Annotated in this window: 19 protein-coding genes; 11 read left to right on the plus strand and 8 right to left on the minus strand. The window is 72.1% G+C overall.

The window, feature by feature from the left end; all coding sequences use genetic code 11:
* Positions 1 to 75: 75 nt before the first annotated feature.
* Positions 76 to 1812 carry a methionine--tRNA ligase gene (metG, locus tag P2H44_RS09750; RefSeq protein ID WP_275763325.1) on the minus strand — a complete coding sequence of 579 codons (1737 nt, stop codon included), beginning with the start codon at positions 1810 to 1812 and terminating at the stop codon, positions 76 to 78.
* Positions 1813 to 1982: 170 nt separating this feature from the next.
* Between metG and P2H44_RS09755 the strand changes: the two genes are divergently transcribed.
* Positions 1983 to 2609, plus strand: coding sequence for a sulfotransferase family protein (locus tag P2H44_RS09755; RefSeq protein ID WP_275763326.1), 627 nt, complete (start codon positions 1983 to 1985; stop codon positions 2607 to 2609).
* Positions 2610 to 2625: 16 nt separating this feature from the next.
* On the opposite strand, the gene P2H44_RS09760 is transcribed toward P2H44_RS09755, so the two are convergent.
* Entirely contained in the window at positions 2626 to 3843 is a 1218-nt protein-coding gene (locus tag P2H44_RS09760; RefSeq protein ID WP_275763328.1) for an MFS transporter, read from the minus strand.
* Between the two features lie 891 nt (positions 3844 to 4734).
* On the opposite strand from P2H44_RS09760, the gene P2H44_RS09765 reads away from it, so the two are divergent.
* Together P2H44_RS09765 and P2H44_RS09770 are read left to right on the plus strand one after the other, a co-directional pair.
* Positions 4735 to 6510 (plus strand): ABC transporter transmembrane domain-containing protein, encoded by a 1776-nt coding sequence (locus P2H44_RS09765; RefSeq protein ID WP_275763329.1) that lies wholly within the window; start codon positions 4735 to 4737, stop codon positions 6508 to 6510.
* A gap of 200 nt (positions 6511 to 6710) precedes the next feature.
* On the plus strand, positions 6711 to 8633 hold the full coding sequence (locus tag P2H44_RS09770; RefSeq protein WP_275763331.1) for an acyl-CoA synthetase: 1923 nt from the start codon (positions 6711 to 6713) through the stop codon (positions 8631 to 8633).
* Between the two features lie 90 nt (positions 8634 to 8723).
* Here the strand turns inward: P2H44_RS09770 and P2H44_RS09775 are convergent, their stop codons facing one another.
* Together P2H44_RS09775 and P2H44_RS09780 are read right to left on the minus strand one after the other, a co-directional pair.
* Positions 8724 to 9641 carry a tyrosine recombinase gene (locus P2H44_RS09775; RefSeq protein WP_275763332.1) on the minus strand — a complete coding sequence of 306 codons (918 nt, stop codon included), beginning with the start codon at positions 9639 to 9641 and terminating at the stop codon, positions 8724 to 8726.
* A 2-nt stretch (positions 9642 to 9643) separates the two neighbouring features.
* Positions 9644 to 9778, minus strand: a complete 135-nt coding sequence (locus tag P2H44_RS09780; protein ID WP_275763333.1) for a hypothetical protein — start codon at positions 9776 to 9778, stop codon at positions 9644 to 9646.
* A gap of 269 nt (positions 9779 to 10047) precedes the next feature.
* Between P2H44_RS09780 and P2H44_RS09785 the strand changes: the two genes are divergently transcribed.
* The 4 genes from P2H44_RS09785 (at position 10048) to P2H44_RS09800 (ending at position 13710) form a co-directional block, all read left to right on the plus strand.
* On the plus strand, positions 10048 to 10686 hold the full coding sequence (locus P2H44_RS09785; RefSeq protein ID WP_275763334.1) for a shikimate kinase: 639 nt from the start codon (positions 10048 to 10050) through the stop codon (positions 10684 to 10686).
* A gap of 46 nt (positions 10687 to 10732) precedes the next feature.
* Positions 10733 to 11851, plus strand: a complete 1119-nt coding sequence (aroB, locus tag P2H44_RS09790) for a 3-dehydroquinate synthase (RefSeq protein ID WP_275763335.1) — start codon at positions 10733 to 10735, stop codon at positions 11849 to 11851.
* Positions 11852 to 12077: 226 nt separating this feature from the next.
* A complete protein-coding gene (locus P2H44_RS09795; protein ID WP_275763336.1) occupies positions 12078 to 12701 on the plus strand; it encodes an MYXO-CTERM sorting domain-containing protein in 624 nt (207 codons plus the stop codon).
* Positions 12702 to 12846: 145 nt separating this feature from the next.
* Positions 12847 to 13710 (plus strand): VPLPA-CTERM sorting domain-containing protein, encoded by an 864-nt coding sequence (locus P2H44_RS09800; protein ID WP_275763337.1) that lies wholly within the window; start codon positions 12847 to 12849, stop codon positions 13708 to 13710.
* Between the two features lie 76 nt (positions 13711 to 13786).
* Here P2H44_RS09800 and P2H44_RS09805 read toward each other — a convergent pair whose 3' ends face one another.
* Positions 13787 to 14740 (minus strand): radical SAM protein, encoded by a 954-nt coding sequence (locus tag P2H44_RS09805; protein ID WP_275763338.1) that lies wholly within the window; start codon positions 14738 to 14740, stop codon positions 13787 to 13789.
* Between the two features lie 213 nt (positions 14741 to 14953).
* Here P2H44_RS09805 and rpe point away from each other — a divergent pair, with 213 nt between their 5' ends.
* The 4 genes from rpe (at position 14954) to P2H44_RS09825 (ending at position 18920) form a co-directional block, all read left to right on the plus strand.
* On the plus strand, positions 14954 to 15652 hold the full coding sequence (rpe, locus tag P2H44_RS09810; RefSeq protein ID WP_275763339.1) for a ribulose-phosphate 3-epimerase: 699 nt from the start codon (positions 14954 to 14956) through the stop codon (positions 15650 to 15652).
* 124 nt (positions 15653 to 15776) lie between these two features.
* Positions 15777 to 16382 (plus strand): glutathione S-transferase family protein, encoded by a 606-nt coding sequence (locus P2H44_RS09815; RefSeq protein ID WP_275763340.1) that lies wholly within the window; start codon positions 15777 to 15779, stop codon positions 16380 to 16382.
* 14 nt (positions 16383 to 16396) lie between these two features.
* Positions 16397 to 17137, plus strand: a complete 741-nt coding sequence (locus P2H44_RS09820) for an SDR family NAD(P)-dependent oxidoreductase (protein ID WP_275763341.1) — start codon at positions 16397 to 16399, stop codon at positions 17135 to 17137.
* Positions 17138 to 17510: 373 nt separating this feature from the next.
* Positions 17511 to 18920: a TrkH family potassium uptake protein gene (locus P2H44_RS09825; protein ID WP_275763342.1), complete on the plus strand. Its 1410-nt coding sequence runs from the start codon at positions 17511 to 17513 to the stop codon at positions 18918 to 18920.
* Positions 18921 to 18982: 62 nt separating this feature from the next.
* Here P2H44_RS09825 and P2H44_RS09830 read toward each other — a convergent pair whose 3' ends face one another.
* The 3 genes from P2H44_RS09830 to P2H44_RS09840 all read right to left on the minus strand — a co-directional run bounded on the left by P2H44_RS09830 (position 18983) and on the right by P2H44_RS09840 (position 21868).
* Entirely contained in the window at positions 18983 to 20017 is a 1035-nt protein-coding gene (locus tag P2H44_RS09830; protein WP_275763343.1) for a permease, read from the minus strand.
* A complete protein-coding gene (locus tag P2H44_RS09835; RefSeq protein WP_275763344.1) occupies positions 20014 to 20397 on the minus strand; it encodes an ArsR/SmtB family transcription factor in 384 nt (127 codons plus the stop codon). Before P2H44_RS09835 ends, P2H44_RS09830 begins: the two co-directional genes overlap by 4 nt.
* 472 nt (positions 20398 to 20869) lie before the next feature.
* Entirely contained in the window at positions 20870 to 21868 is a 999-nt protein-coding gene (locus P2H44_RS09840) for an ABC transporter ATP-binding protein (RefSeq protein WP_275763345.1), read from the minus strand.
* Positions 21869 to 21876: the final 8 nt, after the last annotated feature.

A 21876-nucleotide genomic window follows, 5' to 3' on the forward strand; every position in this document is an offset into this window, starting at 1 on the left:
GCGGAGCGGGGCGGAAACGGGAAAGGGCGCGCCGCGGTCGGCGCGCCCTTCGTCGTTCCGGGGAGGTCGCTTGGATCAGGCGCCGGCGAAGCGGGCGGCCATCTCCTCGCGCGCCTCGTCGGTGATCTTGGCGAAGAGCACCTCGGGCACCGTGAAGGCGTGGCCGGCCGACAGGGCCGACAGCGCCTCGCCCACGTCTCTGGGCCAGTCCTTCGAGGCGACCTCGGGGTCCAGCCCCAGCGACTCGAGGATCGCGTTCGAGGCGTCGGGCACGAAGGGCCGCGACAGGATCCCGTAGAGCCGCACGAGGTTCAGCGAGAAGCGGATCACCGCCGCCGCGCGCTCGGGGTCGGTCTTGAAGACGGCCCAGGGCTCGGCGCGCTGCAGGTACTCGTTCCCCGCCACCCAGATCGCGCGCAGATCGGCCGCGGCGCGGCGGATGGCGATGGCGTCCCAGTGGGCCTCGTAGGCCTTCAGGCGCTCGGCGATCTCGGCCGTCACCTCGGCCTCCATCTCGCCGTAGGCGCCGCCGCGGGGCACTTCCTCGCCGAAGCGGGCGCGGCAGAACTTGGTGACGCGGCTCACGAAGTTGCCCAGCACGTCGGCCAGGTCCTTGTTCACGCCGGCCTGGAAGCTCTCCCACGTGAAGTCGGTGTCCGCGCTCTCGGGGATGTTGGCGAGCAGCCACCACCGCCAGTAGTCGGGCGGCAGGATGTCGAGCGCCTGGTCCATGAACACGCCCCGGCCCGAGGAGGTCGAGAACTTGCCCCCCTCGTAGTTCAGCCAGTTGGTGGACTTGATGTAGTCGACCAGGTGCCAGCGCTCGCCCGCGGGGTCGGAGGCGCCCATCATCGTGGCGGGGAAGCTGAGCGTGTGGAAGGGGACGTTGTCCTTGCCCATGAACTCGACGTAGCGGACGTCCTCGGCCCCCTTGTCGTCGCGCCACCAGCGCTGCCAGGCCTGGTCGTCCTGGCCGGTGGCGTCGGCCCACTCGGCGGTGGCGGCGATGTAGGCGATGGGCGCGTCGAACCAGACGTAGAAGACCTTGCCTTCCATGCCGGGCCACTCGGCCTCGCCCTTCTTGACCGGGATGCCCCAGTCGAGGTCGCGGGTGATGCCGCGGTCCTGGAGGCCGTCGCCGTCGTTGAGCCACTTCTTGGCGATCGAGGTGGTCAGCACCGGCCAGTCGGTCTTGCTCTCGATCCATTCGGTCAGCTTGCCGCGCATGGACTGCTGGCGCAGGTGCAGGTGCTTGGTCTCGCGCACCTCGAGGTCGGTGGAGCCGGAGATGGCGGAGTAGGGCTTGATCAGGTCGGTGGGGTCGAGCTGCTTGGTGCAGTTCTCGCACTGGTCGCCGCGGGCCTTCTCGTATCCGCAGTTGGGGCAGGTGCCCTCGACGTAGCGGTCGGGCAGGAAGCGGCCGTCGGCGGGGGACCAGATCTGCTTCTCGGTCACCTCGGCGATCAGGCCCGCGTCGGCGAGCCGGCCGGCGAGGTGCTGGGTCAGCTTGTGATTGCGCTGGGAGGAGGAGCGGCCGAAGTGGTCGAAGCTCAGCCGGAAGCCCTCGGCGATGCGGGCCTGGACCTCGTGCATCTCGTCGCAGAATTCGGCCGGGCTCTTGCCGGCCTTGGCGGCGGCGAGCTCGGTCGGCGTCCCGTGTTCGTCCGTCGCGCAGATCAGCAGCACCTCGTGGCCCCGCTGGCGCATCACCCGGGCGTAGGCGTCCGAGGGCAGCTGGCTTCCCACCAGGTTCCCGAGATGCTTGATCCCGTTGATGTAGGGCAGGGCGGAAGTGACGAGGATGCGTGTCATGGTCGGTCCGGTTGCCGCGAGTCGGGCCGTCTTAACGCATCGGCTCCGCCCGGGCGAGGGGCGCGCGCGCTTGCGGCCGGCTCGCCGGCGGCGCAGGCTGCCCCTGCGGCGCCCGCCGCGGCCGTCCCGCTCCGGGCCGGGGCCGCGGGCGCGGAGGGGGGGATTAGGACATGACGTTGCAGGTCATCGGCGCCGGCTTCGGGCGCACGGGCACGGATTCGATGCGCGCCGCGCTCGACATGCTGGGCTTCGGGCCCTGCCACCACATGTTCGAGCTCAAGGACGGCTCCGAGCAGCAGCGCCTGTGGCGGGCGATGACGGCCTCGGACGCGCCGCCGGACTGGGGGTCGCTGCTGGGCGGCTACCGCGCCTGCGTGGACTGGCCCACCGCCGCCTGGTGGCCGGAACTGGTCGAGGCCTTCCCGCAGGCCAAGGTGGTGCTGACCTGGCGCAGCCCCGAAAGCTGGTGGGAGAGCTTCTCGAAGACGATCCTCCCCGTGCTCGTCCGCCTGCGCGACAGCGACCCCGACGCGGCCGGATACCGGGCCGTGGCCCTGCGCTCGCTGGGCGGGCGGTTCGAGGATCGGGCGCATTGCCTGGCGGCCTACGAGGCGAACGCGGCCGCGGTGAAGGCCGCGGTCCCGGCCGAGCGGCTGCTGGTCCACGGGCTGGGCGACGGCTGGGGGCCGCTGTGCGCCTTCCTGGGCGTGCCGGTCCCCGACGCGCCCTATCCCCGCAGCAACGACGCCGCCGCCTTCCAGGCGCGCGTCGCCTCGCAGACCCCGGCGGAGCGGTGAGCGGCGCGCGCCGCGCTCACTTGCGGCGGCGCAGCAGGCGGTCGACCACGAAGGAGGAGCGGGGGGTGTAGACGTAGGCGGTCTTCTCGGTCGCGGTCGGGCGGGCGCGCATCCGCCAGAAGCCGACGGCCGCCAGCACCAGGTGCGCGACGGCGATGAAGACGAAGAGCGAGGACGGCCCCGCCGCCTCGATCAGCCGGGCGGAGAAGAGCGGCGCGAGGATCGCCCCGACCGCGTAGATGAAGAGCAGCGAGGCGTTGAGCTCCACCGCCTCGGCCGGGCCTGCGAAGTCGTTCGCATGGGCGGAGCTGACCGAGTAGATCGGGTAGCTCACCAGCCCGAAGACCAGCGCGCCCCCGTAGATCGCGGCCGGAGAGGCGCCGCCGATCCAGGCCACGCCGATGCACACCGCCATCGCCGCCACCGACAGCCACACCAGCACCCAGCGCCGGTCGTGCTTGTCCGCGAGCCAGCCCACCGGCGCCTGCGCCAGCGCCCCGCCGAGAATGGCCGCCGACAGGAACAGCGCGATGCCCCGCGCGTCCAGCCCGACCTCGAGCCCGTAGAGCGGGCCGACCATGCGGAAGGCCGGCATGGTGATCCCCGCGACGAAGACCCCGGCCGCGCCCAGCGGCGACAGGCGCAGGGTCTTGAGGGGGCGCAGGCGGGGGGGCGTCTCGGGCCGCTCGGGCTCGGGCGCGCTGGTCAGGGTCAGGGGGACCAGGCACAGGCAGCACAGCATCGCGACGATGTTGTAGCTCACGAAGGTCGCGGGCGGCAGGAACGAGATCATCGCCTGCGCCGCCAGCGCCGCGCCGAGGTCGACGACCCGGTAGACGCCGATCACCCGGCCGCGGGTGTCGTTGGTGACCCGCGCCTGCAGCCAGCCCTCGATCACGGTGGCCGAGCCGGCGACGGCGAAGCCGGTCAGCATGCGCAGCACCGCCCAGAACCACGGCTCGTGCCACAGCGGGTGGGCCAGCGCGCCGATGGCGCCCGAGGCCGCGAAGGCCGCGAAGACGCGCACGTGGCCGATGGTGCCGGTCATCTGCGGGGCCAGCCAGCAGCCCACGAAGAAGCCCACGAAATGGGCGGAGCCGAGCATGCCGATCTCGGCCGCCGAGAAGCCCAGCTTCGCCCCCGACAGCGCGTCCAGCGGCGCGAGGGATCCCGAGCCCAGCTGCACGAGCGCCACCGACATCAGCAGGGCGGCGAAGGAGATGATCAGGCGCATGGGACGGGCTTCGGGCGGGATGGGGTCGGGGCCGACGGAGATCCGGCGGAGCGTGGGCGGGGCGGGCGAAGCGGCCCGCGGGGCCGGCGCGGCGGCCGCCCCTCATTCCCCTTGCCCCGATCCCGCGCCCGGGTCGAGAGCGAAGCGCCGGGCGATCGCGGAAAATGCAGGCGACCGGGCGCGAGGGGGCGGCCGGCGGAGGCCTGGGGGGAGGATGTGGAGAGAAGAAAAGTCGTCCTCCGGGGCCGCGGGGGCGAGGGAGGCGCGCCAGGCCGCGCCCCGGAGGACCAGCGGCGCTGACCGGCGCCGCCTCGGGTCGGGTCCGTCCCGGGACCTCGTCCTTGCCCCGCGCCCGGGGGAAGGGAGGAGGTCCCGGTCCGACATCCGGCGCGCCTACGAGGGACAGAAGCGCGCGGGACCGCCGGCGGAGGGCCGGCTCTGACGAAGGTCGGCGCGGCGTTCCGGGCAGGGACTGGCGCGTCGATTCCGTAGGGACGACTCATGTTTCGCACGGGCCGCGTGATCGGAGCGTGACCGAACGGGCCTCTCGTGCATTTTTCGTCACGCAGGCGGGCCGAGCCCGGCCCGGAACCCGGCGGGAGGGGACCTCGTCGGCCCTCCTCGCACGCCGCCCGGACCCTCTCCGGCGAGCAGGCGAAGGCGAGGGGGCGGCGACGGTCGCGCCCCTCCCGGCGGCGCGCCTCGGAGGGGCAGGGAGGGGCCCCTCCCTTGGCCGCATTGCTCCCGCCCCCCGCCGCTGGTATCCAGCGCGCGCTCCGCTCCCGGCCGGCGGCCCCCGCGCCGTCCTGCGCCGGGAGGGGGCGAGCAAGATCCCGCGCTCCGGGTCCCGCCACCCGGCGCCGGACGCCCGAACCTCAGACGGGAGCGCCCGTGGCCGACGCGAACGACACCAAGGACCGCCCGCGCTCGCGCTCGGTCGGAAGCCTCCGCCGGCTGGCGCCGCTGCTCGCGCCCTATCGCCTGATCGCCTGGGGCGCGCTGGCGATGCTGCTGACCACGACCGTGCTGAACCTGATCCTGCCCATCGCGGCGGGGCGGGTGGTCGACGGCTTCCGGGCCGAGCGCATCGAGCTGATGGACTATTACTTCCTCTCGGCGCTGGGCATCGCGGGCTGTCTCGCGATCTCGACCGCCGCGCGCTACTACCTGGTGACCCGGCTGGGGGAGCGGGTGGTCGCCGACGTGCGCCGCATCGTCTACGACCGCGTCATCGCCATGAGCCCCGCCTTCTACGAACGCCTGATGACGGGCGAGGTGCTCAGCCGCCTGAACGCCGACACCACGCTGCTGCTGTCGGTGATCTCGTCCTCGGTCTCGGTCGCGTTGCGCAACTCGCTGCTGCTGGTCGGCGGGCTGGGGCTGATGTTCTGGACCTCGCCGAAGCTGACCGCCTACGCGCTGCTGATCGTGCCGCTGGTGGTGATCCCGATCCTGACCTTCGGGCGCAAGGTGCGGCGCCTGTCGAAGCTGAACCAGCAGGCGCTGGCCGACAGCTCGGCCCGCGCCTCCGAGACGCTGCTCGCCGCCCAGACGGTGCAGGCCTACACCGCCGAGGACGAGAGCCGGCGCCTCTACGGCGGGCTGGTGGAGCAGAGCTTCGAGGCCGCCCGCCAGCGCATCTTCGCGCGCGCCATCCTGACCGCGGCGGTGATCTTCCTGGTGTTCTCGGCCGTCGTGGGCGTGCTGTGGATCGGCGCGGCCGACCTGCGCGACGGGCTGATGTCGGCGGGCGAGCTGGTGCAGTTCCTGATCTACGCGGGCCTGGTGGCCGGCGCGACCGGCTCCCTGTCCGAGATCTGGGGCGAGCTGCAGCGCGCCGCCGGCGCGACCGAGCGGCTGCTGGAGCTGATGGACGCCGAGGATCCGATCCCCCAGCCCGCCGCCCCGATCCCCGCGCCCAGCCCCGCGGCGGGGGAGATCGTCTTCGACGACGTCAGCTTCCGCTACCCCTCGCGGCCCGAGCGCTCGGCCCTCGACCACGTCTCCTTCACCGTGAAGCCGGGCGAGACGGTGGCGCTGGTCGGCCCCTCGGGCGCGGGCAAGACCACGGTCTTCCAGCTGCTGCTGCGCTTCTACGATCCCGAGAGCGGGGAGATCCGCATCGACGGCGCCGCCGCCCAGAAGATGACCCGCCAAGACCTGCGCCGCATCTTCTCGGTGGTCAGCCAGGATCCGGCGATCTTCGCCGACACGGTGGCGGGCAACATCGCCTTCGGCGCCCCCCACGCCACCCCCGAGGCGATCGAGGCCGCCGCCCGCGCCGCCGCCGCGCACGAGTTCATCACCGACCTGCCGCAGGGCTACGAGACCTATGTGGGCGAACGGGGGGTGATGCTGTCGGGCGGGCAGAAGCAGCGGCTCGCCATCGCCCGCGCGATCCTGCGCGACGCGCCGGTGCTGCTGCTGGACGAGGCGACCTCGGCGCTGGACGCGGAATCCGAGCGCCTGGTGCAGGAGGCCGTGGCTCGCCTGTCGGAGAGCCGCACGACCCTGGTCGTGGCCCACCGCCTGGCGACCGTGAAGCGCGCCGACCGGATCCTGGTGCTCGACCACGGGACCATCGTGGCCGAGGGCACCCATGCCGAGCTCGCGGCCTCCGACGGGCTCTACGCCCGGCTCGCGCGGCTGCAGTTCGCCCCGGACTGAGTGCGCGCCGACGCCGATGTGATCGCCCCCGCGCTCTCCCGCCGCGTGAAAACCATCGAGCCGGCGCGCAATCGAGGCTAGTCTCCGCGGAGGAGGCCGGCGAAGCTTCCGTTTACGTCAGGTTCGACTTGCGCCGCGACGACCGCGCGGCCAAGTGATGGACCAATCATGTGGATCGGCAGTCTCAGGGAGGAGACGGGATGGTCAGCGAGAGCGGCGCGTTCGCGACGGTGCAGGACAAGGCGCGGTGGGAGGAGGTGCCCCTGTCCGAACGCTGGAGCGCCAGGAGCGTCTACGAGCAGGTCTCGCAGACCGCCTCGAAGCACCCCCGCCGCCCGGCCGTGAGCTTCCAGATCACCTCGGGCCCCACCGACAAGGCGGTGACGATGAACTGGGCCGAGGTGCGCGCCCAGTCCGCGCAGCTCGCGAACCTGCTGCGCGAGCTGGGGGTGAACGAGGGCGACTCTGTCGCCTACCTGCTGCCCAACTGCACCGAGGCCGCGATCACGCTGGTCGCCGGCGCGACCGCGGGCAAGGTCTGCCCGCTGAACCCGCTGCTCGACGCCGAGAGCCTGGGCGGCCTGCTGCGCGAGCTCGACGCCAAGGTGCTGGTCACGCTCGCCCCGTTCCCCAAGTCGGACGTGGCCGAGAAGGCCTCCGCCGCGGTGGCGCTGGCGCCGAACGTGAAGGCGGTGCTCGAGGTCGACCTGAAGCGCTATCTTTCGCCGCCGCTGAGCTGGATCGTGCCGCTGATCCGGCCCAAGCGCGCCGGCGGGCACAAGGCCCGGGTGCTGGATTTCCACTCCGAGATCGCCAAGCGCTCGGCCGAGCTGACCTTCGCCGAATCCGGCGATCCGGCCTCCATCGGGGCCTGCTTCCACACCGGCGGCACCACCGGGATGCCCAAGGTCGCGCAGCACGCGCATGAGGGGATGCTCTACAACGGCTGGTGCTCGGCCTCGATGCTGGTGCGCGAGACCGACGTGCTGCTGTGCCCGCTGCCGATGTTCCACGTCTTCGCGGCCTATCCGATCTGGATGGCCTGCATCATGTCGGGCGCGCACATGGTGATGCCCACGCCCGCGGGCTATCGCGGCGACGGCGTCTTCGACAATTTCTGGAAGCTGGTCGAGCGCTGGAAGGCCACGCTGATGATCGTGGTGCCCACGGCCGCCGGCGCGCTGATGCAGCGGCCGGTGAACGCGGACGTCTCCTCGGTCACCTACGCGCTCTGCGGCTCCTCCCCCCTGCCGCGGGGGCTCTTCGACAAGTTCGAGGAGGCGACGGGCGTGAAGATCCTGGAGGGCTACGGGATGACCGAGGCGACCTGCCTCGTCTCCTGCAACCCCAAGGACGGGGAGCGCAAGGTGGGCTCGGTCGGGCTCTCCTTCCCCTACACCGAGGTGCGGATCCTGCATTTCGACGCCGCGGGGAACGTGACCAAGGACTGCGCGACCGACGAGATCGGGGAGATCTGCGTCTCCAACCCCGGCGTGCGTCCGGGGCAGACGTATCTCGAGGCCGCGCGCAACGTCGGGCTGTTCGCCGACGAGAAGTGGCTGCGCACCGGCGACCTGGGCCGCGTCGACGCCGACGGCTACCTGTGGATCACCGGCCGCGCCAAGGACCTGATCATCCGCGGCGGCCACAACATCGACCCCGCCGAGATCGAGGAGGCGCTGGCCAAGCACCCCGCCGTCGCCTTCGTGGGCGCCATCGGCCAGCCCGACGCCCATTCCGGCGAGGTGCCCGCGGCCTATGTCGAGCTCGCGGCCGGCTCCAACGTGACGGTCGAGGAACTGCAGGAGTGGGCGATCGAGCACGTGCACGAGCGCGCCGCCCATCCCCGCTACATCGAGCTGATGGACGAGATCCCCAAGACCGCGGTGGGCAAGATCTTCAAGCCCGACCTGCGCAAGAGCGCGATCCGGCGCATCCACGGCGAGACCCTGGCCGCGGCGGGCATCACCGCCACGATCCAGGTGATCGAGGACAAGAAGCTGGGCCTGGTCAGCGTGGTCAGCCCCGCCGAATCCGACGTGACCGAGGAGCGGGTGAAGGAGGTGCTGAGCGTCTTCCCCCAGCCCGTGCGCGTGGTCTCGGCCTCGCCCGCCATGACCTGACGGCCGCGGATCGCGATTGCGGGCGGGCCGCCCCGGCGACGGGGCGGCCCGTTCCGTTTCCGCCCGGCGGGCGCGCGGCCGCGGGGCGCCTCAGCCCTGCGCCAGGGGGTGGTGGGTCAGCACCAGCTCCTTCAGGCGCGCGTCGAGGACGTGGGTGTAGATCTCAGTGGTCGAGAGGTCCGCGTGGCCCAGCAGCTGCTGGATCGAGCGCAGGTCCGCCCCGTGCGCCAGCAGGTGCGTCGCGAAGGCGTGGCGCAGGGTGTGGGGGGAGACGCGGGCCGGGTCGATCCCCGCGCGCGCCGCCAGCGCCTGGATCAGCTGCCACATGCGCTGGCGGGTGACGTGGCCCGCCTTGCCCGGCGAGGGGAACAGGAAGGCCGAGCCCTTCCAGGCCGGCGTCGCGTCGCGCACCGACAGCCAGGCGGCCAGCATCCGCCGCGCGGGCGGCGAGAGGGGCACCATCCGCTCCCGCCCGCCCTTGCCGCGCACCAGCACCATGCGCGGATCGCCCCGCACCGCGGCGACGGGCAGGGAGACGAGCTCGCTGACCCGCAGGCCGGTGGCGTAGAGCAGCTCCATCAGGCAGGCGAGGCGCAGGGCGTCGCGTTTCGCCGCCTCCGTCTCCCGCGTCGGTTCGCGGGCGGCGGCGAGCAGCGCCTCGGCCTCCGCCTCGCTCAGCGTCTTGGGCAGGCGGCGGGAGGCGCCGGGGCCGGAGAGGCGCGCGGCGGGATCGTCCTCGCGCCAGCCTTCCGACAGCGAGAAGCGGTAGAACTGGCGCGCCGCCGACAGCCGCCGCGCCCGGGTCGCCTGGCCAAGGCCGCGGGCCTCGAGATCGACCATCCATGCCTCCAGCACCTCCCGACCGGCGTCGGGCCAGTCGGGGCCGGCGAATTCCGCCAGGTCCTGGAGGTCGCGCGCGTAGGCGGCGAGCGTGTTCGCCGCCGCCCCGCGCTCGGCCTGCAGCGCTTCGAGGAAGGCGCGCAGCGGCTCGCGGGGGCGGGCGGTCATGCTCAGCCGTTGGGCGGGGGCGCGGGCACGGCGATCTCGCGCACCGGCGCCGGCAGATCCGCGATGGCCGCGTAGACGGCGAAACCCGCCGCCGCCAGCAGCACGAGGTAAAGAAGGTATCTGAAGACCACCGACATGCCTGCTCCGCCGGGCGCCGCCCGGATCCGCCTGTTGCGTCCGATTCGACCGCGCGGCGCGTCCTCCGGCAGGTCTTGTCGCCCGCCCCAGGGCCCGGGACGCGACCCTCTCGCGCTCCGGTCCGGCCGCGACGGTCAGCCGGCCCTTTGCGCCGCGCTCCGCGCTGACGTAAAGAGGCCCGGCTCCGCCTCGGCGCGCACTCTACAGGGCGCGCCCGGCCCCCGCAACGCGCCCGGCCGAACCGCGGCCGGGACTGGACCCCGAGACGATGACCACGCCCGAACCCATCTCCCGGCCGGACGCCGCCTCCGACCCCGCCTCCGACGATCGCGCGGACGCGGGCGTTGCCGGCGCGCCGACCTGGCGGCTGGCGAAGCCGGTGGTGCTGATCGGGCTGATGGGCGCGGGCAAGACCTCGGTCGGGCGGCGGCTGGCGGCGACCCTCGCCACCCCTTTCGTCGACAGCGACGAGGAGGTGGAGCGCGCCGCCCGCATGACCATCCCCGAGATCTTCGCCCAGTACGGCGAGCCGGAATTCCGCGACGGCGAGCGGCGGGTGATCTCCCGCCTGCTGGAGCGCGGCCCCCAGATCATCGCCACCGGCGGCGGGGCCTGGATGAACGCCCTGACCCGCGAGGCGATCCGCGAGCGGGGGGCGACGGTCTGCTGGCTGCGGGCCGAGCTCGACACGCTGCTGGGGCGGGTGATGAAGAAGGGCGGCGCCACGCGCCCCTTGCTCGCCACCGGCGACCCGCGCAAGACGCTGAGCGACCTGATGGCGGTGCGCTATCCCGTCTACGCCGAGGCCGACGTGACGGTGGACAGCCACGCCGGCGAGCGGCATGAGGCCGTCGTCGCGCGCATCCTCGAGGCGCTGGCCGCCCGGGGCGAGGCGCAACCGATCTGATCCCGGCGGGACCGGGACCCACGAACACAGGGCAGGGGACACCACCATGCGGGAGACCGTGGACGTCGCGCTGGGCGAGCGCTCGTACAAGATCGAGATCGGCCCGGGCCTGATCGCGCGCGCGGGCGAGTTCATCGCCCCCCTGCTCCCGCGTCCGCGCGCCGTGGTCGTCACCGACGAGACCGTCGCCGCCCGCTGGCTGGAGCCGCTGCGCGAGGGGCTGGCCGCCTCGGGCGTCGAGATCGAGGCGCTGGCGCTGCCGCCGGGCGAGGCGACCAAGAACTGGGCGGACCTGGGCCGCACCGTCGAGTGGCTGCTGGCGCAGAAGGTCGAGCGGGCGGACCTGGTGATCGCGCTGGGCGGGGGCGTGATCGGCGACCTCGCGGGCTTCGCCGCCGCCATCCTGCGCCGGGGCGTGGGCTTCGTGCAGGTGCCGACCACGCTGCTCGCGCAGGTCGACAGCGCGGTGGGGGGCAAGACCGGCGTGAACTCGCCCCACGGCAAGAACCTGATCGGCGCCTTCCACCAGCCGCGCCTGGTGCTCGCCGACACCGACGCGCTGGAGACGCTGCCCGAGCGGGAGCTGCTGGCGGGCTACGCCGAGGTGGTGAAATACGGCCTGCTGGGCGACGCGGCCTTCTTCGAGTGGCTGGAGGCCGGCGGCGGCGCCGCGCTGGCCGCGGGCGACGTGGCCGCGCGGATCCGGGCCGTGCGCCGGTCGTGCGAGATGAAGGCCGAGATCGTCGCGCGCGACGAGACCGAGACCGGGGACCGCGCGCTCCTGAACCTGGGCCACACCTTCGGCCATGCGCTGGAGGCGGCGACGGGCTATTCCGCGCGCCTCCTGCACGGGGAGGGGGTCTCGATCGGCTGCCAGCTCGCCTTCGAGCTCTCGGCGCGCCTGGGCCTCTGCCCGCAGGAGACGCCCGGCCGGGTGGCCGCCCACTTCCGCGCCATGGGGATGCGCGCGGGGCTGGAGGACATCCCCGGCGAGCTGCCTGATTCGGACGGGCTGATCTCGCTCATGTCCCAGGACAAGAAAGTTAAGGCCGGCATACCGACCTTCATTCTCGCCCGGGAAATCGGCGATGCATTCGTGACCAGAAACGTTTCTCCGGAGGCGCTCCGCGATACGCTTGATGCGGGATTGGAGCGCCGCAAGTGACGTTCGCGTTAGTTTCGCAGCGTATCGGAAAAACGTTTTAGCAGATCGCATTTTCCGAGTTGATCCGTATCGAAACACCCCCTATGTGGGGTCCCAGGCAGCCTGAACGCTGCATGAACGATCGAGGCCTGGGGACCGGCTCGATCTTCGCTGGGGTCGAAGGATCAAATAGATGGTGTCGTTGCGTCGTCTCGCGCGTCTCGCGCGCAGGGTGTCTTTTGCATTCATGCCGGCTCTGGCGGGCCTCGTTCTCCTCTCGGGCGGCGACGCCCGGGCCGCCACCGCCTCGACCCTGCCTTGCGCGCACGTCAACTACGCCGGCGACGCCTCCGGCTTCAGCCTCGACTGCCAGGTTCTGGACGCGGAGAACGACAAGGCCGAGACCCTCGACGAGCAGACCGCGTTTTCGATCGACGGCTGGACGCAGGTCGCGAAGTACGACGTGAGCTCGCGCGGCTACGAGGGCCGCGGCTTCGGCTTCACCGTGGACGGCGACGGCGAGGGCGGGGCGTTCTCGTTCGACGACACGCTGTGGGACCAGTGGTCGAGCGCGGTGATCCTGTTCAAGAGCGGCAGCGCCAAGCAGGCCGAGAAGGCCGGCTCTCCGGGGAACGTGGTGATGTTCCTTCTGCAGCCCGACGTGCTGTTCGGCGAATATGCCCGCTCGCTGGGCAAGTACGCGATCAGCCACATCAGCGTCTACGTCGCGGGCGCCGACCCGTTCGGCGACGGCTCCTCGGCGACCCAGCCGCTGCCGACCCCGCTGCCGGCCCCAGCCCTGCTGCTGGTCGGCGGTCTTGCGGCGCTCGGGGTGCTGAGCCGTCGCCGGCGCGGAGGCGCCGCCGCCTGAGCGGCGGTGCAGCCTGGGTCTCCGCCGGTTCGGCAAGAGCGCCGCAGATCGCCGCGTAACGCTCTGAATCCAATCGTATCCACCGGCCGAAGTTTTTGTTTGCGATCAAGGTATTTTAACTTTATATTCATAACTTGGAAAGCGGATGGGGATCCGCCTCCAGAACGGGGTCTGTATTATGTTTAAGCGACGCGTCCTCGCGCTCGCAGCTGCGGCTGCATGCGCGTCAGGAACCTTTGCCGCGGCTGCGACCGTGCCGGTCGAGAGCTTTCCGGTCTACGTCGACTCGGCCGTCGACAACTATGGTCTGGGCGGCGGCGTGAAATTCGCCGGCCTTTCGGTGAATGGAACGAACGCAGGGTACAGTCCCAACGACTTCGGCAACCTGGCGTTCCGGGAGAAGATCTTCACCGCCACGTCCCCGGACCCCGCCGACCCGCTCACGGGCTACTGGAGTTCGTCCGAGAGCTACTCCCTCACCAACGCGGGTTTCCTGAACGGCGGCCTTCAGCTCGGCTACGACCTGAACCAGAGCGGTCAGGGACGCATCCGCATGGGCATCGTCCAGATCTCGGTCATGATCGACGACATCGTGGTCTGGGAGCTGGCGCCGAACACCTACGACACGTTCGAGCGGATCGTCCTCAACCCGAATTCGACCGAGTGCGCGACCTGCGAGCAGACCCAGAAGCCGCTGGGCTCGGGCGTCGACGCGGTCCTCTATATCCCGACCAGGGTGATCGTCGCCGCCGGCGAAGCGGCGGCGGGCGGTCCGGTCGTCTTCAACGGCAACAGCGAGCTCACCTTCCGCTGGAAGCAGTCGGTGGTGAGTTCGAGCGCGGGCGCCGACCAGTGGGCCTTGCTCGGCACCAACAATCCGAGCACGACGTTCCTTCAGCCGAACGATCCCCTGACCGCGCCCCAAATCCCGCTTCCGGCGACCGCGGCCTTGCTGCCGGTCGGGTTGCTCGGTCTCTTCGCGGTCCGCCGTCGGCGCGCATCGGCCTGACCCCGGCCATTGCGCAGACGTCGGAAGGGCGGCCCCTGCGGCCGCCCTTCGTCGTTTCCCGGCGCGTCCAGCGGCCTCAGGCCGAGCAGCTCGCCCCGCCCAGCACGCAGAAGGTCGCGCAGTGGCGGTGGTTGAGCTTCACCGGGGCCGAGGCCTCGGCCAGCGTCTCGCCCATGTCGAAGCCCTCGGCGTAGGGCAGCAGCGTGCAGGCCGCGACCGAGGCGCGGGCCGAGCCCTTGCGGCGCACCACCATGCGCGAGGAGGCGCACATCACCTCCTCCGGGCGCTTGTTCAGGATGCCCCAGCAGGCGGTGGTGATTTCGGGCGGCTCGGCGGCCTCGTCCATCTCGGGGAACAGCACGCAGGCCGCGGGGTCGGCGGCGTCGATCGGCAGGCGCTCGGCGGCGAAGAGGGCGGCGAAGCGGGCGCGCAGGTCGGGCTCGCGCCCCTCCCACAGCCGCCCGGCGACGGCGATCCGGGCGCCCGCGTCGCGCAGCCAGCGCAGGCCCTCGAGCGCGGCTGCGAAGGCGCCGGGGCCGCGCTCTGCGTCATGGGGGCCGGCCTCGGGGTGGTCGAGCGAGACGCGGAAGGTCAGGCGCGCGCCATGCGCCTCGATCAGCCGGCGCAGGGCGGCCTGCACCGAGGGGCGCATCATCGGGCGCATGGCGTTGGTCAGCACCAGGACCGAGAGGCCGCGGGTCAGCGCCGCCTCGATCATCGCGGGGGCCTGGGGGTTGAGGAACGGCTCGCCGCCGGTGAACCCCGCCTCCTCCAGCGGCCAGCCGAGCGCCTGCGCCTCGTCCAGGAAGCGTTCGACCTCCTCGGTCGAGAGGTAGACCAGCCGGTCGTTGGTGGGCGAGCTCTCGATATAGCAGGCGGCGCACTCGATGTTGCACAGCGTGCCGGTGTTGAACCACAGCGTCCGCGGCCGCCCCAGCGCCACCGAGGCCCTAGGCTCGCCCTTCGCGGTCACGTCGGGGTCGGCGAACTTGCGCGGGGCTGCGGGGTGGACGGGGTGGTGCGAGGTCAAGACGCGTCTCCGGCGGAAATCCTGCCGTCAATCAGGCAGCGCGTCGTGTCGGGGTCAAGCCGGGGGTCCCGCACCCTCACGTAGACGTCATGGAACGCGCGCCGGGACGCCTGCGCGCCGCGCGCTCTGGACGCGGGATCGGGCGCGCGATAAGGCGAGCGCGCCCCTCGCCATCGACGCCCAGACGCAGACGCGCGCAGCCGGAGCCGCTCCATGACCGCCGACCTTCCCATCAAGATCGCGCCCTCGATCCTCGCCGCGGATTTCGCCAATTTCGGGGCCGAGTGCCGCGCGGCCGAGGCCGCGGGCGCCGACTGGATCCACGTGGACGTGATGGACGGCCACTTCGTGCCCAACCTGACCTTCGGCCCCGACATGGTGCGCGCCCTGCGCCCGCACGTGACGGGGATGATGGACGTGCACCTGATGATCTCGCCGGTCGACCCCTACCTGCAGGCCTTCGCCGAGGCGGGCGCCGACGTGATCACCGCCCATGTCGAGGCCGGCCCCCACCTGGATCGCACCCTGCAGGCGATCCGCGAGCTGGGCTGCCGGGCGGGCGTGGCGCTGAACCCCGCCACCCCGGCGGAGGCGATCGAATACGTGCTGGACCGCATCGACCTGGTCTGCGTGATGACGGTGAACCCCGGCTTCGGCGGGCAGAAGTTCATCAGCTCGCAGATCCCCAAGATCCGCCGCCTGCGCGAGATGCTGGGCGACCGTCCGGTGCATGTCGAGATCGACGGCGGCGTGACGCCCCAGACCGCGCCGCTGGTGGCCGAGGCCGGCGCGGACGTGCTGGTCGCGGGCTCGGCGGTGTTCAAGGGCGGCTCGGTCGCCAACCCCAAGCCCTATCGCGACAACATCGCCGCGATCCGGACCGCGGCCGAGGCGGCGCGCGCCGCCGGCTGAGCGCGCGGCGTCTTCCCGGCGGCACTCCGCGTCCCGCCTCGCGGGACGTGGACGGCCTGCCTGCCGGTCGTTAGGCTGCCCGCGACGCGCCGCGCGCAAGCGGCGGCGGACCGGGAGGACCCTCATGAAAGTCTGCTACGCCCCCAACACGCGGGCGGTCAGAGTCGTCTGGCTGCTCAACGAACTGGGCCTGGACTACGAGCTGGAGCGCTACAAGCTGGGCGATCCGGCCATGCGCGGGCCGGAGCTGGCCAAGAGCCATCCGCTGGGCCGGGTGCCGGTTCTGCACGACGGGGAGGTCAGCCTCTACGAATCCGGGGCGATCGTGGAATACATCCTCGCGCGCCACGCGCAGGGCAAGCTGAAGCCCGCGGTCGAGTCCGAGGACTTCCCCCGTTACCTCCAGTGGTTCCACTATGCGGAGGGCATGATCATGCCCCCGGTGAACACGCTGGTGGTCGAGACGATCCTGCTGCCCGAGGACAAGCGCAACCCGGTGAACGTGATGCGCGCCGAGAAGCTGCTGGGCCGGATGCTGGACGCGGTCGAGCAGGGGCTGGAGGGGCGCGAGTTCCTGGCCGGCGAGTTCTCGGCCGCCGACATCATGTGCGGCCACGCCTGCATCGTGGCCTCGTCGCGGCTGACCGACCGGGCAGGGCGCCCGAACCTGTCGGCCTATGTCGAGCGGCTGAAGGCGCGCCCCGCGCTCGCCTCGGCCTGGGACGCGTGAAAGGAGCCATGCGCATGATCGACTCCCCCCTGGATTTCACCGGCAGGACCGTCCTCGTGGTCGGCGGCTCGAGCGGCATCGGCAACGGCGTGGCCCACGGGTTCCGCCGCTGCGGCGCCGAGGTCCATGTCTGGGGCACCCGCCCCTCGGCCGAGGACTATGCGGGCGTCGAGGGCTCGGACCTGACGGGCCTGCACTACCAGGGCGTCGACGCCGCCGACTTCGACGCGGTCGAGGCGGTGGAGCCGGCCTTCGAGCGGCTCGACGTCCTCGTCGCCTGCCAGGGCACCGTGATCTACAAGCGCGGCGAGTTCGAGATGGCGGGCTTCCAGCGCGTGGTCGACGTGAACCTGAACTCGATGATGGCCTGCGCGGTGAAGTTCCGCCCCATGCTCTCGGAGGCGAAGGGCTCGCTGATCCTGGTCAGCTCGATCGTCGCCTACCACGCCGCCAAGGGGAACCCGGCCTACGCCGCCTCGAAGGCCGGGGTGGTCGGTCTGACCCGCACGCTGGGCCAGGCCTGGGCGCCCGAGGGCATCCGCGTGAACGGCATCGCGCCGGGTCTGGTGGCCACCAAGTTGACCAAGGTGACGACCGAGAATCCCGACCGTCGGGCCGGCGCGCTGGCCGGAATTCCGGCCGGCCGGATGGGCGAGCCGGAGGACATGGCGGGGGCGGCGCTGTTCCTCGCTTCTCCCCTGGCGAGCTACATATTCGGCCAGACGCTGACCGTGGACGGCGGTATGATCCTGTAATGAAATACGATTCCGCATTCGTATGGGAACATGAACGCTTGACGACAGCCCGCTCTCCTCTATGTTGAGTCCCGCATCAGTTGCGTGAGCGTTGACCCCAGCTCAGCGTAGTGTGCCAATAGGCGACGAGCCCCTCCCCAGGGTCGCCGCCGTAACAGAGCGTAGGTTCGCCAGCGGGCAATTAGGCCCCCGTGCGGATATCTGAACTAGCAAGGGCCACGCGGATCGCGTGGCCTTTTCTTTTGCGCGGCGCGCTTCGCGGCGGTCCGGCGAGCCCTCCGCGCGGAGGGCCGCATGGACAGGCGCGCGCGAATTGCCTAGCGTCCGGCGCGCGTCCGCTTTCGGCCGCGGATCCCAAGCCCCCCGCCTCCCCTTGCAGCTCGTCCTCTTCACCAACGGCGTCATCTTCGCCCTGATGGGCGTGCTGATGCTGGCGCCCGCCGCCGTCGACGGCCGGCTCGACGGTCCCTTCGTCGAGGCGGCCTTCCTGACGGTCGCCGTCGGCGCGCTGGTCGCGGCCGCCGCGCGGGGCGGGCGGCCGGGGTTCCGGCCGCGCCACGCCTTCGCCATGACCACCACCGCCTGGATCACCGCCGCCGCCGCGGGCGCGATGCCCATGCTGGTGGGCGGGATCAGCTTCACCGACGCCTATTTCGAGTCGATGTCGGGCCTGACCACCACCGGCTCGACCGTGCTGTCGGGGCTGGACGCGCAGCCGCGCGGGCTGCTCGCCTGGCGCTCGATCCTGCAATGGCTGGGCGGCGTGGGGATCATCGTGATGGGCATCGCGGTGCTGCCGGCGCTGCGGGTCGGGGGCATGCAGCTCTACCGTTCCGAATCCTCGGACAAGGCGGAGAAGGAGTTCGCCTCCGCCGGGCGCTTCGCCACCGGCACCGCCTTCGTCTACCTGCTGCTGACGCTGGCCTGCATGATGGCCTACGAGCTGTGCGGCATGGGCGACTTCGAGGCGCTGATGCACGCGATGACCACCGTCTCGACGGGCGGCTTCTCGACCCACGACGCGTCGCTGGGGCACTACAACGACACGCCCGCGATCCAGTGGGTGGCGGTGGTCTTCATGCTCTCGGGCAGCCTGCCGTTCATCTGGTACCTGCGCGGCTGGACGCGGCGGACCTTCGACAGCGAGCAGGTGCGGATCTACGTCGGCTCGCTGGCGGTCATCATCCTCGCCGTCGCCGCCTGGCTGGCGGTGGAGCGGGCCGAGGCGCCGCTGGACGCGCTGCGCCTGTCGGCCTTCAACGTGGTCAGCCTGGTGACCACCACCGGCTTCGCCAACACCGACTACATGCTGTGGGGGCCGGCGCCGATGGCGCTGTTCCTGATCATCACCTGCTTCGGGGGCTGCACCGGCTCGACGTCCGGCGGGCTGAAGTCGATGCGCATCATCATCGCCACCAAGGCGCTGTTCGCGGCCGTCAGGCGGGTGCACAGCCCCCACTCGGTGCAGACCGTGCGCTTCGAGGGGCGGCCCGTCGACGACGCCACGCTGAGCTCGGTGATGGCGTTCTGCGTGTTCTTCCTGATGACCTTCCTGGTGCTGGCCATGGCGCTGGGGCTGCTCGGGCTCGACATCGACACCGCCGTCAGCGGGGCGGCGACGGCGCTGGCGAACGTAGGGCCCGGGATCGGCGACGTGATCGGGCCCGCAGGCTCCTTCGCCTCCTTGCCCGACTCGGCCAAGTGGCTGCTCTCGCTGGGGATGCTTCTGGGGCGGCTGGAGGTGATGACGGTGCTGGTCCTGCTGCAGGCGCACCGGGCCTGACGTGCGAAGGGGGCCGCGCGGTCGGCGCGGCCCCCCCTCGATCGGCCCCGGTTGGGGCGGCGTCAGGCGAAGAGCGAGAAGATCATCCCCGAGACGACCGCGCCCCCCAGGCCCAGGGCCACGTAGGTCGCGAAGACCGGCAGGCGCACCAGCGACCACACCGCCGCCATCGCCGGGATGCAGGAGACCGCGCCCGCCGTGAGGAACGCCATCGCCGCCCCCGCGCTCATCCCCTGGGAGACGAGCGCCGCCACCAGCGGCGGGGCCGCGTAGCCGTTGAGATAGGCGGGCATGCCCACCAGCGCGCCGACCACGATGGGCAGCGGCCCCTCGCCGCCGGCGAGCGCCCCCACCGCCTCGGCCGGGATGAAGCGGATCATCAGCCCCTCGAGCAGGTAGGCGAGCGCCATCCACTTCACCAGGAAGAGGGCGTTGGTCGCGGCCTCCTTGCGGAAGGTGGCGCGGCGCTTTTCGACCTCCCAGAACTTCCACACCGGCTTGCCCTTGAAGGGCGAGCCGCAGCCGCAGCCGCCCGAGGGCGCGGTCGGCTTCAGCGGGCTCGCGAAGAGGCCGGCGCGCATCGCGCCCGCGGTCAGCAGCCCGCCGCCCAGGCCGATGCCCACCGCCGCCACCGCCTTGCCGACGGCGAAGGGCCAGCCCAGCGCGCCCGCGGTGATCATGAAGCTCGCCGGGTCCATCAGCGGCGAGGAGAGCCAGAAGGCCATCACCGCCGAGACCGGCGCCCCCAGCGCCAGCAGCCCGGCGATGAAGGGGATCACCTGGCACGAGCAGAACGGCGCGAGCCCGCCGACCAGGGCGGCCAGCACGATCATGCGGATCTCGCGGCCCTGGAAGGCGCGCGCCACGATCGCCTCGGCCCCCGTCGCCTTCAGCCAGGCCACCAGCCCCACCGCGACGGCGATGAAGGGCAGGGTGGACAGGAACGAGGAGACGGCGATGTCGAAGACCGCCGGCGCCTCCGAAGGCGCGAGCAGGGCGGTCGCGACCGCCGTGAGGGCGATCAGGATCCAGACGCGGTCGAGGCCGCGCAGGCGGCTCCAGAACGCGTCGGCGGTGCGCAGGGCGAGCTCGGTCATCTCTCGGCTCCGTCGATCGGGCTCAGGCAGCCCGCGTGGGAATGGGCGTCGGGCCCGCCCGCATCGGCGCAGCATTCGCGCTGCAGGAAGCCGACGAGGGCGGAAATGTTGGCGAAGCTCGCCCGGCAGATCAGCGAGCGGCCCTGCCGCTCCTGGCTCAGCAGCCCGGCGGCGGCGAGGAAGCGAAGGTGGTGCGAGAGCGTCGAGGCGGCGATGCCCAGCCGCTCCTGCAGGGCGCCGACGGGCAGGCCGGCGGGACCGGCGCGCACCAGGGTGCGGATCACCTCCAGCCGCGGCTCGGAGCCGAGGGCGGCGAAGGCCTGGGCGGCGGCCTCGGGGGCGGGCGCGTCGAGCGCGTCGGGTTCGGGCGTCGTTCTCATGATTCCAGAATTATCGAAATGAAGGCGCGCGTCAAGATCCTTGTCGGGCGCGGGGCGGCGCTCTGCGGCCGTCAGGATTACGGTGGGCGTTGGGAGCGAAGGAGGACGGAGGCGCCCTGCGGGCGGGCTTGGGCCTCTTGCAGGCGGCGCGCCCGGGTTAGGCCGGGCGGGAGCCTCCGGCGGGCTCCTGACTCACCAAAGAACAAGCCCGCGCCTGTCCTCCGGAGCCGTCTCTCGCTGATGGATGCCTGAGCGACTCGCCCCCGCCGGTCAAGGACAAGCCCCGCGCAAGCGCGGGGTCGCTCCGCGATCCCTGACCGGCGGGGACGAGTCGCTCTTTACGGCATCCGCGAGAGACGGCTCCGGAGAACAGGCGCTTCGCGAGGGGCGCCGGCGTCGCGCCGGGGCGCCTGGGGCGGGGCGGACGGCGCGGGGGCGGGCAGGGGGCGAGGCGGGAGCGCGGCGGCGCGGGTCAGGCGCCGCCGGCGCCGTTGGAGCCGCCGGACATCCAGCCGGCCACCAGGTCGTGCTGGACGCGGGCCTGCTGCCAGGCGCGGTAGAAGGTCAGCAGCTGACGCAGCGGGGCCGACAGGCGCTGGAAGGCCGACACGAAGGCCACCACCACGCCGACCGTGGTCTCGCCCTGCGTGACCAGCCAGCCGCCGTAGCCGAGCGCGGCGAGGGGGCCGAGCTGGTTGAGCAGGTTCAGGATGCCCTTCATCCCGTACTTCACCAGGTAGATCGCCAGCCGGTTGCCGTAGATCCGCGGCAGCAGCCGCCCGACCCGGCCCTGCGCGGCCTTGGTCTCGCCCGCCCGCGCGCCCAGCGTGCGCAGCAGGCGGAAGCGCACGCTCATCAGCCGGTTCAGCCGCCCCTGCAGCAGGGGCGCGGCCAGCGCCTGCGGGGCCAGAAGCGCGGCCGAGACCAGCGCCAGCTCCGGCTGGGTCCAGGTCATGTAGGCGAAGACCCCGACCAGCATCGCGAAATTGGCGCAGGCGTCGGAGACGCCGGTGCCCACGAAGCCGCCCAGCCGGTCGATCTCGGAGCCCAGCACCACCGCCGAGACGCCGTGGCCCTCGTCCTCCTCGTCCTTGGCGGTGGAGCGCACCCGCATCTTCAGCGAGTGGCGCCGCGTGTGGACGATGGCGCTCTCGGAGATCCAGCCCTGGTACATCCGCAGGCCCAGCTTCAGGACCTGCTGGGTCACCGCGACGCCCGCGTAGATCATCGCCAGCGTCCACAGCAGGCCCACGTCGCCGGGCGTGATGGCGTCGTCGATCAGGCGGCGCTGAAGCTCGACCGGCACGAGGTCGAGCAGCGCCACCAGCACCGCCAGCACGCACAGGCCCGCCTGGTGCGGGCCGCTCATGCGGATCAGGTAGCCCCACAGGCTGTGCGCGGGACTGTCGTCGCCGCTGCGGCCCATGCGGCGGATGCGCGGCATCCGGTGGAGGGGAGGGCGCAGGCCCACGGCTTCGC

It is taken from the genome of Albimonas marina (assembly GCF_029223255.1).
Taxonomy (GTDB): domain Bacteria; phylum Pseudomonadota; class Alphaproteobacteria; order Rhodobacterales; family Rhodobacteraceae; genus Albimonas.